Below are 11,779 nucleotides of genomic sequence, written 5' to 3'. Positions count from 1 at the left end.
CTTCGGCAACAGTGATATTGAGGCAACGATGCAATTTACATACTTATTTTGATACTTCTTCGGCAACAGATAATTTGAGGCAATTCGTACCTCAAAATATCCTAGCGGTTGTTAATAATTCCTTAATAAAAAACGGGTACAATTGTGCAATGGTTTGGCAATATGAGCTGTTCATGTTGCATAGTATGGAAGTCATCGAGATGTTAGCTGTATTAGAGCTTAAAGCCCATCAAAACATGAGACAGTGCTCTGTAGCTGAAATCGTTCATGCCATTGAATTCCCAAGCCATAAAATCCCCGCACACTAACAACCACTCATTAAGAGTTTTACGCCAGTTATTTTGCTTGCTAAGGCAGCTGTAGGCTGGCTGTCCGCTCCCTTATGGTCGCGGCTCGGTTGTTCGTGCTCGATTAAACATTGCCCCCAATCCAGTCCAATCCGAGTCGCTACCATAGGGGCGGCGCATAGCAACACCTACTACACATCGGTCGTAATCTCTTAATAACCCGTAAATACCACGTTATTGAATAGTAACTAATGAAGAGTTGATGGCCACATGGATGAAAACCATGAAGAGAAAAAACAAATCTCCTGTTGATATTTTAGCCGATTGACCTAGTCAGAAAAACCTAGAAGCAATTAGCCAAGAGGAGATGCTCTTAGCCATCACCTAGAGGAAACGCAAATTAACTAACCTCGCGCTCCAAAACGATGATGCGTGTTTAGCAAATAGAGGTAAAAAATGTATCTAGAACAAGCTATAAATGAAATTAAATCAGGGAAGATGTCGCAAGGATTTACACTTAACCTTAGGCGCTACCATATTGGTGATGATGACGCTGAAAAACTGGCCCAAGCCCTACAATCAGGGAAGGCGCCGCAAGGATTAACGCTTAGCCTTTGGAACACCGGAATTGGCGATGCGGGTGCTGAAAAACTGGCCCTTGCCCTACAATCAGGGAATGCGCCGCAAGGATTAATGCTTGACCTTGGATGTAACGATATTGGTGCTGCGGGTGCTGAAAAACTGGCCCTTGCCCTACAATCAGGGAAGGCGCCGCAAGGATTAACGCTTGGCCTTGTGCACAGCGCTATTGGTAACGCTGGCGTTGAAAAATTAGCCCTTGCCCTACAATCAGGGAAGGCGCCGCAAGGATTAACGCTTGGCCTTGAAGACAACGATATTGGTGCCGTTGGTGCTGAAAAACTGGCCCAAGCCCTACTATCAGGGAAGGCGCCGCAAGGATTAACGCTTGACCTTGAAGACACCGATATTGGTACCGTTGGTGCTGAAAAACTGGCCCAAGCCCTACTATCAGGGAAGGCGCCGAAAGGGTTATCGCTTAACCTTGGGCGAAACGCTATTTGTGCTCCCGGTGCTGAAAAATTAGCCCAAGCCCTACAATCAGGGAATGCACCGAAAGGATTAACGCTTGAACTTTGGGAAAACAATTTTGGTGCCGTTGGTGCTGAAAAACTGGCCCAAGCCCTACAATCAGGGAAGGCGCCGAAAGGGTTATCGCTTAAGCTTGGGCAAAACGCTATTGGTCCTGCTGGTGCTGAAAAATTAGCCCAAGCCCTACAATCAGGGAATGCACCGAAAGGATTAACGCTTGAACTTTGGGGAAACAATATTGGTGCCGCTGGTGCTGAAAAATTAGCCGAAGCCCTACAATCAGGAAAGGCGTCGCAAGGATTAGCACTTGGCCTTAGAGGAAACGATATTGGTGATGCTGGTGCTGAAAAACTGGCCCAAGCCCTACAATCAGGGAATGCTCCGCAAGGTTTAAGGCTTGACCTTGAGAGAAACAATATTGGTAATTGGGGGGCTGTAAAAATAGCCCAAGCCCTACAATCAGGGAATGCGCCGCAAGGATTAACGCTTAACCTTGGGAAAAACGCTATTGGTGCTGCTGGTGCTGAAAAATTAGCCCAAACCCTACGATCAGGGAATGCGCCGCAAGGATTAACGTTTAAACTTTGGGAAAACCATATTGGTGACGCTGGCGCTGAACAATTAGCCCAAGCCCTACAATCAGGGAATGCGCCGCAAGGATTAACACTTGACCTTAGATATACCGGTATTGGTACTGCTGGTGCTGAAAAACTGGCCTATGCTCTACTATCAGGGAATACGCCGCAAGGATTAACACTTGACCTTAGCGGAAACTTTATTAATGCTGCCGGTGCTGAAAAATTAGCCCAAGCCCTAGGTTCAGGGAATGCGCCTCAAGGATTAACACTTGTCCTTAGAAATACCGGTATTGGTACTGCTGGTGCTGAAAAACTGGCCTATGCCCTACTATCACGGAATACGCCGCAAGGATTAACGCTTGACCTTGAAGGCAACAATATTGGTGATGCTGGTGTTGAAAAATTAGCTCGGGCGATAGCTTATCAAGATCATTTTAATAAAAAAGCCATTGTTGTGAAAGGGATACCGGAGTACATCTTAACCAGGGCCAAGGACGAATTGCTTGAGGAATGCAAAACTCTTGCTTTTTGTATTAAAAGTAACCCCAATTTAGAGAGCAACACTAAAAGTATGTTTCCGAGCATCATGTTTTGTATCAATCACTCAGAGGATACGCAATTTAACCAACCCCCTCGCTCCAATAACATGCTGGCTGTTTCGCCTATAATCGATACAGTTTCTCATATTGATGTACAAAATCTATTGAAGGAAATTCTGGAACGATTAACAAAGCATAATTATATCTTGCACGGTGGTGGGATAGACATTAATGGCAAGAAATATGCTCAAAGCGCTGGATTAATCGTACAAGAAATAGAATTGCTACTTAAAAAAATAGATTTTAATGACGATAATCAAGTGAAATACGAATGCAATAACTTAATCTCTAAAATAAAAAAGGAACTTAGAACAAAAACAACTGCGACAAAAGGAAGTTGGTTTTTTGGACTAGGTGGTAGAGATGAGACAACGGCAAAATTGTACTCAGAAGTTTTAAATTTAGTTGAAAACTATAATAATCCATCAGACAAACTTCTTTTGAAATAAAGCAACATAGGTGCAGGCGGCGGTTAAATATGTAACCGTCACTTACACCTAAAAGAAACCCCTATGACGCCCCTTAGCTGAGCATTTATCTCGTGGAGTCATTAAGCGCGACATTACAGAAGAAGAAAAGGTTTGTGCTTGTGGATGCCATGAAACAGCTTACACTGCCCTATGCCTTGGTTATTTCTGCCCCAATCCACGGATAATCCAAGTCTTATTGCTTACGCCAGGAGGATGGTTTATAGAAATGATAATCATGACCATCCGTATCCTTGTTATCAATTTTCGCACCTTTTGAAATTAGGTAGTTGACGATTTCATTATTCCCTTGCCATGCGGCATACATCAAAGGTGTGCGATTACCAACTTGAATTTCATATTCACAATCATCCATCGGGCCGAATGTTGCCAGATTCACATCTGCTTTGTTCTCAACAAGTAGTTTAACAGTCGTAAAATTTTCATATTGAATGGCATACATTAATGCTGTTTTACCAAATGCATTTTGTGCGTTGACGTTCGCACCATGATCGATTAATAGTTTAACGACATCGGGTCTAGTGACGGCATTCATTAACGCCGTATCGGATAATTTTGGATTTTTTAGGTTGGCACCATCATCAATCAGCTTTTTAATATCATCGATGGAATATTGATTGACGACTGCTATGGTTAAAAAATAAGCAAGAATTTCAGGCTTCGCTTCTTGTATATCCGATGGTGCAGCATTGAGCTTCAAAATGATTTCATATTGATAATCATCGTTACTTGGTAACGTGCCATTTTTAAGATAGGCATCCAGAGTTTGCAATCCCCATGAATTTCTGCTGCTCACATGTCCAACATATGCTTGTGCAAGATTGTTGGCGTGGTATGTGGCAATAAATTTCGCCTTATTTGCATCAAGATGAAATTGTTTAACATAGTATCGTTCCAAGCCAGACTCGGCATGTTGTTTAAACTGTCGATATTGTTGATATTGTTTTTTGTTCCATAAGCTAGTTAATGAATAATGGTGTAAGAGCGAGTCATTCAGATTCGTTGAATTAACATCAATATCATAAAGCGCTTCGCCTAAGGCGGAATTTTGTGCACGGTATTGACCGTAACGTAATGTTCCGCAAGCATTTGTATCGGGTCCATAAAGTGTAGCCAGTAAAGAAATGTATTGTTGTAATCCATCTATTTGTTTTGCTTGGTGCATAAAATCACATGACGGTGTGAAGTTGTCCTTGTTGCTGCCGTAGCAGCTACCAAACAGGCGGCTGGCAATTTTGGGGTTCACTTGATAACTTTTGCAAGCGAATTCACTCATTCCATCGGTGATAAACCAATCATTGATATCAGTTCTTGTGATGTCTTCACAGGTTTTATCAGTAAAATAAGTAATTAATGCTTTCACAGCTTGTGTTGATAACTGTTTTGGTGCGCCGGGAAAAGAAAGTAATGCAATTCGTTCTTCATATTTTTTGATGAGACACTCGTTATGACAGTTATTTTTATCACGTTCTTTTAACCAGTTGCGCTGATCTGCGACGAGTGTATTCACTGAAATTGTGAGTCGACCGGTTGGATGGTTTTTAAGGCTTTCATAAGTGGTCGCAAGATCATTATCTAGTTTAGCAAGGGTAGGGTTTGCGCATATCTCCTTTTCAGTTGGCGTTCTGGCCTTGTGGCAATCAAAACTTGGTTGATTGCTAAGTGCTGTTGTATTCAACCCTATGATTAACAGAATAAATATGAAGAAGCTCGGTGAATTCATTGTAAAACTCGATACTATTTTTTTACGACTTTAACTGAGTTTGACGTAAGGTGAAAGGAGAAGGCAATCAACCCGTATTTAGCCGAACGCTCTTTGAATTGCATAAAGGCGTATTTTGCTTCCAAATTGTTACTTAGATATTTATTAAAGTCTATAGCAAAGTTTATGCTTTCAGAGTTCTGAACTTTACTCGTGTTTAAAGAATTGGTATGGCCATAGTTGCTTTTAAAATATCCTAGCGGTTGTTTAATAATTCCTTAATTAAAAAAATAGGGTATACTTGAGGACATAGTTTGGCAATATGAGCTGATCATGTTGCATAGTATGGAAGTCATAGAGATGTTAGCAGTACAAGAGCTTAAAGCCCATCAAAACATGAGACAGTCCTCTGTTGCTGAAATCGTTCATGTCATTGAATTCCCAAGCCATAAAATCCCCGCACACTAACAACTAGTCATTAAGAGTTTTACGCCAGTTTTTTTTGTCATTGCTTGGGCAATGGCTGGCTGTCCGCTCCCTTATGGTCGTGCCTCGGTTGTTCGTGCTCGATTAAACATCGCGCCCAGTCCAATCCGCGTCACAACCATAAGCGATGGCGCATAGCAACACCTACTGCAGATCGGTCGTAATCTCTTAATAACCTGTAAACACCACGTAAGTTTAAGAGTGGATGGCCACATGGATGCAAACCAATAAGAGAAATAAACGAATCGCCTGTTGATGCTTTAGCTGATTGGCCTAGGCAGAAAAACCTAGAAGCTCTTAACTAAGAGGAAATGTTCGATGTTTTTTAGCCATCACCCAGAAGAAATGCAATTTAACCAACCCACACGCTCCAATACGATGAAGCGTGTGTAGCATATAGAGGTAAACAATGAATCTAGAACAAGCCATAAATGTAATTCAATCAGGGCAGAAGCCGAGTGGATTTACGCTTGACCTTAGGGACAAAGATATTGGTGATGCTGGTGCTGAAAAACTGGCCCAAGCCCTACAATCAGGGAATGCGCTGAAAGGATTATTCCTCTGCCTTAGTGGCAACAATATTGGTGCTGCTGGTGCTGAAAAATTAGCCGAAGCCCTACAATCAGGGAAGGCGCCGCAAGGATTATCGCTTGACCTTGGGCTCAACCCTATTGGTGATGCTGGTGTTGAAAAACTGGCCGAAGCCCTACAATCAGGGAAGGCTCCGCAAGGATTAAAGCTTAAACTTGGGTACAACAATATGGGTGATGCTGGTGTTGAAAAACTGGCCGAAGCCCTACAATCAGGGAAGGCTCCGCAAGGATTAGAGCTTGACCTTGGGGTCAACCCTATTGGTGCTACTGGTTTTGAAAAACTAGCCCAAGCCCTACAATCAGGGAGGGCTCCTCAAGGATTAACGCTTTACCTTATTGGCGGGGATATTGGTGATGTTGGTGCTGAAAAACTGGCCCAAGCCCTACAATCAGGGAAGGCGCCTCAAGGTTTAACCTTTAACCTTTGGTGTAACCATATTGGTGCTGCTGGTGCTGAAAAATTAGCCGAAGCCCTACAATCAGGGAAGGCGCCGCAAGGATTATCGCTTGACCTTGGGCGCAACCCTATTGGTGATGCTGGTGTTGAAAAACTAGCCGAAGCCCTACAATCAGGTAAGGTGCCGCAAGGATTAACCCTTTTCCTTGGGAACAACAAGATTGGTGCTGAAAAACTAGCCGAAGCCCTACAATCAGGGAAAGCGCCGCAAGGATTAACACTGGGCCTTAGAGGCAACCCTATTGGTGATGTTGGTGTTGAAAAACTAGCCGAAGCCCTACAATCAGGGAAAGTGCCGCAAGGATTAACACTGGACCTTAGAGACAACGCTATTGGTGATGCTGGCGTTGAAAAATTAGCCGAAGCCCTACAATCAGGGAAAGTGCCGCAAGGATTAACCCTTAAACTTCGTTGCAACAATATTGGTGCTGCTGGTGCTGAAAAACTGGCCGAAGCCCTACAATCAGGGAATGCGCCACAAGGATTAACGCTTAATCTTAGGTGCAACGATATTGGTGATGCTGGTGTTGAAAAACTGGCCGAAGCCCTACAATCAGGAAAGGCGCCGCAAAGATTAACCCTTAAGCTTTATAATAACGACATTGTTGATGCTGGTGTTGAAAAATTAGCCGAAGCCCTACAATCAGGGAATGCGCCGCAAGGATTAACACTGGACCTCAGAGAAAACGATATTGGTGCTGCTGGTGCTGAAAAACTAGCCGAAGCCCTACAATCAGGGAAGGCGCCTCAAGGTTTAACCCTTAACCTTCCGTATAACCGTATTGATGATGCTGGTGTTGAAAAACTGGCCGAAGCCCTACAATCAGGGAATGCGCCACAAGGATTAACGCTTAATCTTAGGTGCAACGATATTGGTGCTGCCGGTGTTGAAAAATTAGCCGAAGCCCTACAATCAGGGAGTGCGCCGCAAGGACTAACACTTGACCTCAGAGAAAACGCTATTGGTGCTGCTGGTTTTGAAAAATTGGCCAAAGCCTTACAATCAGGGAGGGCGCCGAAAGGATTAACCCTTAAACTTGGGGACAATTTAATTAGTGATGCTAGTGCTAAAAAAATAGCTCGTGCGATAGCTTATCAAAATCATTTCAATAAAAAAGCAATTATCGTGCAAGGGATACCCATGGATATCTTAACCAGTGCCAAGGAAGAATTGCTTAAGCAATGCAAAACTCTTGCCCTTTGTATTAAAAGTTCCCCTGATTTAACGAACTACACTCAAAGTATGTTTCCGAAAGACCTGTTTCCAAGCATCATGTTTTTTAGCCATCACCCAGAAGAAACGCAATTTAACCAACCTACTCGTTCCAATACGATGAAGCGTGTGTAGCATATAGAGTTAGGACTTACGCAAAACCTCAATCTCTTCGTTAAAAATAGAGTTCAATTCGGTCATTTAGTTCATCTAAACTCCCTCATTGAACTCCATTTTTGCCTCGACCTTGGGGTTTTGCGTAAGTCCTGAGAGTAAACAATAATCAAGAAGAAGCCATAGATGAAATTCAATCAAGGAATGCGCCGCAAGGATTAAACCTCAAATTATGCGCAAAGTTTTAATAAATTCTTAATAAAAACAAGATATAATTAGATTAAGCAATGTCATTTTGAGAGATAACGATGCCTAATCCATTTGAACGTGCATTAGCCCAGGCGCTATACCTGAAAATGCTGTTATCTAAAGCAAAAACAAATCTTCCTAAAAATCCTCCAGTTGATCCACAAGGCCGATTTATTGTGGATGTTAGTCTAAGTTACGAAGACTGGGAATCAATGTATCTTGAAACAATTCCCCTTGATAAGAGAAATGACGTTAAGAAACTGGATGTACTTAATTTTAAAGCTAGAACTCTAAGGGATCTAGGACATGATGTTACAGATACCACTTCTGTGAGTCTGGATTGTCAAACTAAATCAACAGAGGATGCTCCTGCAAAATTAGCTACCCATCTAGAGAAATATTTACCGAACGACAAACGTCAGGATATATTGAAGGCATATCAGGGCCTAGCTAAAGGCCGTATCATTAGTCTGCAACAAGAAACCCATTTCCACGCCCATTTGATTGGTCAGATGCTGATAAAAGCACTTGATGAAGGAGCCCCGCTAGATAAGCAGCAGAAGGTGTTAAGAGATAAACAACTCCTAGAGGGTGTTGGAGTAGCTCTTTTAAAACTTAACACGAAAGTGGTCGAGTTCCAGGCAAAAGCGCTGGAAAAAGCTTATGCTAAAGCAAACAAAAAGAAACCGTTCAATCAAGAAACCTTTGCAATTGCTTTGAATGAAGAGTTGGATAATGCGCGAAAAAAGTTATTGCCCTATATTGCGCGTCAAGTCCGTAAAGACGTCATTAGGCATACAAAAATTCAATTTACAGAAAAGATTACCAGGCATTTATCAAAACACCTAGCCGAAGCAACCAGCGCCACCCCCAATGATGTGTTGCATATGAATAAAGGAACTGGGACCGTTAGTTTTATAGGGGGTAGCAAACGCACCTCGCATCACCAAGAACTAGGTGAGGACCATTTGGCTGATCGCATGATCTATTCTCACCACCTTACTGCAGACGAAGACGTAGTCCCATTGGCTCATCGTCAGCAGGTTCGCGTACCCTCAATAGCGGTCAAAAAATTACATCCAATCACATTAGCTCTTTTAGAACAAGATGTTAAGAGGAAAAAGCTTCAGATAGCAGAGAGTCAAGGTATAGAGGCTCGAATAAACGAGCTTGATAAAAAAGGAAAGCTATCGGAAGAAGAAAAAAAACAGATTGTTGAGGAATATAACGGTATAGAACAGATTATTCTCAATGCACCTCGTGAACATAAGGAGATGGAGAAGAATGTTTATACCGATAAACTAGTAAAACAGGCTATTAATTTACGAATCCTTAAAGACACAGAAGAAAAAATCCATCATTTACAAGATAAATACAAATTAGGTGGGGATAGTCGTCAAGAGGTAGGCGCTCATTTACCAAATGCATTTGTTTACAACCTTTATACTGCACTAAATAATAACACCCCCCTTGGAATTTATGATGAAGGGCGAAACAAGCAAAGTCAAAGTGCTGATCACATTTTGCAAGCAGCTCATGCATATAATGCAAGGAATAAAGATAAACCTTTATGTCTAGTTCAAGCTGAATCGGTTAATGGTTGGGGGTATGAGCTGTCTATTCAAGAAGGAAATCCCGATCTTGTGAACGAAGCCGCATTAATGACACAACTGGCCTCATTGCATACTGTTTACGGGGCTTTGAGGTTGGATGATCAGAATCGCGTCAAAAAGTTATTTGATGTATATAAAGAATTTCTTGATTCTCCAGACACGAGTTTTTACAAGTACTTAAGAACAACTAGAGCATCAGACAAAACAAAACCCGAGAAGTTAGAGCTGGCGGACAGTAGATTACAGGAAGTATTAGACACTCTGAACGCCATTAAAAATACAAAAACTAAACCAAGTGACTTCCAACCAGAGAAGGATTTTAAAAAACGCTCTGAATTTGAACAACATCGACAAACTTTTACTTACTCCGCAAAGGCTGCATTAGTACAATTTTTCAAAGAAGGCGCATTTGGCCATCATGAGAATGGTTATACTTACCAAGCACTCTCGGTGTTTGTGGAAAACTCCTCTATTGGGGGGTGTAAGAGTGCGAATGAGCGAGCTCAGGCCGTTAATGGGCGGGTGTCTATTCTTGATTTCGTAAGTCTGCCTCCAGCAACTCGAAAGCTCTTTTAGACGATTACCTTTCTCCTGAGGAAGCAACTAGACTCAAGGGCTCAGTAGAGCATTTAGTAAAGGCCATAGAAAACAGAAATCTTGTAAACCTAAGAGGGAATTTGGATCAACTTTACGAGGCTCTAAATCTTGAGGGTTTCCAAGCGTTAATTAGCTTTATCGATCAAGGTGGACATGCAAAATTAGCCTCAGGTTATGGATCTTGGAATACCAACAATTCAGAAACCGTTAAAACACATGTAAAAAATGTGAACGAATGGCAATGTCATAAAGAAGGATTGATAGATAATGTATTAAGAGAGTTTTGTGGTGTTGAAAAGCTAGGTATCGGCAAAGAATTCAAGCAGCTACTTAAAGCAGTAGGTATAGCTGTAGGTGTTACTAGTTTAGCGACTGCAGGTGTGGCAATTGGTATGGCAGTCACGGTTGGTATCGCTGCTTTTCCACCTATTGGTATTGCAATTGCTGTTGGTGTGGCTGTCGGTGTTGGAGTAGTTGGGATAGCTGCTCTTGTTAGATGGGCGTACAAAGCAGCTACGCAAAAATCTGCTACAGCTGCTCGTTTTGAAAGTATACAGGCTGAAAATACTGAGTTAGCTAAAGAAGAGGGGCATGAACCAGATCGTAAACCCTCAGTATCTCTCGAGGACAGTCCAGAACATGAACCTGAACGAAATCAGAACAACATATCCCCTCCTCTGGTGGATCTAACTCGAAAAGGACGACAAGTTACTTCAAAACCAACTCTTACAATTTTACCAACAGAGCCTAGCATAATAGGAACGGGAGCTCCTTTAAATAAAGGTAGTTTAGGAGCAACCAAAGCGGATGTGCGAGATACAGTTGTCACAGAACCGCCTAGAGATGCTCAAAGCTTTCAGAATGTATAGTAAACGTAGCCTGGATTGGACGAGGTCGTAATCTGGAATTCAATCCTTTTTTCCCGGATTACGACTTCGTCTAATCCGGGGTACTTGAATACAAAGTTAATGGGTCAAGCTTTCATTAATAAAATTCGATTGTCGTTGTTGTCACATCCAAAGGCTCAGGGTCATCCACATCTAAAATAACTGGCTCAACGACGGGAGCAACGGCTACTTGCCTGTATTCTACTACCGGCCCCGTACAGCAACATCCACAAGATAATAGGGTTATTCCAATTAACATAATCCATTTCATTATGATTCCCCTTCCAGATATTTAATCAAATTGTAGATGAATTAATCATTTATTTCCAATTTCATGACTGTAACCATTCACCCTAATTGATCAAGAACCAATCCGATCCGCGACCGTGAGGGCTGAGGAATCGACTTATTTTTTAAAAGGAGGCATATATACCAAAGGTCGGGTGCTTTGCCTAATGGCGCTGCTTTAAGCGGTGTCATTAGATTCTTCTATTTGGCCCACATCGGTCCGCTTGCTGACGCGCGCGGCTCGGTTTCTTCTTTGCTGTCTGAATCAAATCCTAGTCACAGCAGGGAGTGAACCGAGCCGCGCGCGTCAGCAAGCGGATATGGAACTATCCGATTTCACGAATGACGCTGCTTACGGCAGTGCCATTAGGCAAAGCCCCCTACCTAAGTCTACTGACGATCAGAGAAGAGATTAGTTGGGGCACTAAATTTGTGTCGCTTCCTCAGCCGTGAGAGAGTGGAGCCGTCAGCGGTGTATGCCTATACTACGTGTACTATCGAAAGTTCCGCTCCCTCAC

The 11,779-nt window shown here is 42.4% G+C and carries 8 protein-coding genes; 6 read left to right on the top strand and 2 right to left on the bottom strand.

What is annotated here, in order from left to right:
• Both Lwal_RS17970 and Lwal_RS14835 read left to right on the top strand, forming a co-directional pair.
• Positions 1–308: hypothetical protein (locus Lwal_RS17970; protein ID WP_238584294.1), on the top strand; the 308-nt coding region annotated here is incomplete at its 5' end.
• A 435-nt stretch (positions 309–743) separates the two neighbouring features.
• A complete protein-coding gene (locus Lwal_RS14835) occupies positions 744–3,023 on the top strand; it encodes a leucine-rich repeat domain-containing protein (protein ID WP_058481579.1) in 2,280 nt (759 codons plus the stop codon).
• A gap of 214 nt (positions 3,024–3,237) precedes the next feature.
• On the opposite strand, the gene Lwal_RS14830 is transcribed toward Lwal_RS14835, so the two are convergent.
• Entirely contained in the window at positions 3,238–4,785 is a 1,548-nt protein-coding gene (locus Lwal_RS14830) for an ankyrin repeat domain-containing protein (protein WP_058481578.1), read from the bottom strand.
• Positions 4,786–5,097: 312 nt separating this feature from the next.
• Here Lwal_RS14830 and Lwal_RS18075 point away from each other — a divergent pair, with 312 nt between their 5' ends.
• The 4 genes from Lwal_RS18075 (at position 5,098) to Lwal_RS14815 (ending at position 10,955) form a co-directional block, all read left to right on the top strand.
• Positions 5,098–5,232, top strand: coding sequence for a hypothetical protein (locus tag Lwal_RS18075; protein ID WP_269458312.1), 135 nt, complete (start codon positions 5,098–5,100; stop codon positions 5,230–5,232).
• A gap of 427 nt (positions 5,233–5,659) precedes the next feature.
• Complete coding sequence (locus Lwal_RS14825) at positions 5,660–7,648, top strand: leucine-rich repeat domain-containing protein (protein WP_058481577.1); 1,989 nt, start codon at positions 5,660–5,662, stop codon at positions 7,646–7,648.
• Between the two features lie 287 nt (positions 7,649–7,935).
• On the top strand, positions 7,936–10,065 hold the full coding sequence (locus tag Lwal_RS14820) for a hypothetical protein (RefSeq protein WP_058481576.1): 2,130 nt from the start codon (positions 7,936–7,938) through the stop codon (positions 10,063–10,065).
• 101 nt (positions 10,066–10,166) lie between these two features.
• Positions 10,167–10,955 (top strand): hypothetical protein, encoded by a 789-nt coding sequence (locus tag Lwal_RS14815; protein WP_058481575.1) that lies wholly within the window; start codon positions 10,167–10,169, stop codon positions 10,953–10,955.
• A gap of 115 nt (positions 10,956–11,070) precedes the next feature.
• Here Lwal_RS14815 and Lwal_RS17660 read toward each other — a convergent pair whose 3' ends face one another.
• Positions 11,071–11,244: a hypothetical protein gene (locus Lwal_RS17660; protein WP_165481845.1), complete on the bottom strand. Its 174-nt coding sequence runs from the start codon at positions 11,242–11,244 to the stop codon at positions 11,071–11,073.
• Positions 11,245–11,779: the final 535 nt, after the last annotated feature.

Source organism: Legionella waltersii (genome assembly GCF_001468085.1).
Taxonomy (GTDB): Bacteria; Pseudomonadota; Gammaproteobacteria; order Legionellales; family Legionellaceae; genus Legionella; species Legionella waltersii.
The sequence above is the reverse complement of the archived record's forward strand: the minus strand, read 5'-3'. Positions and strand labels throughout refer to the sequence as shown.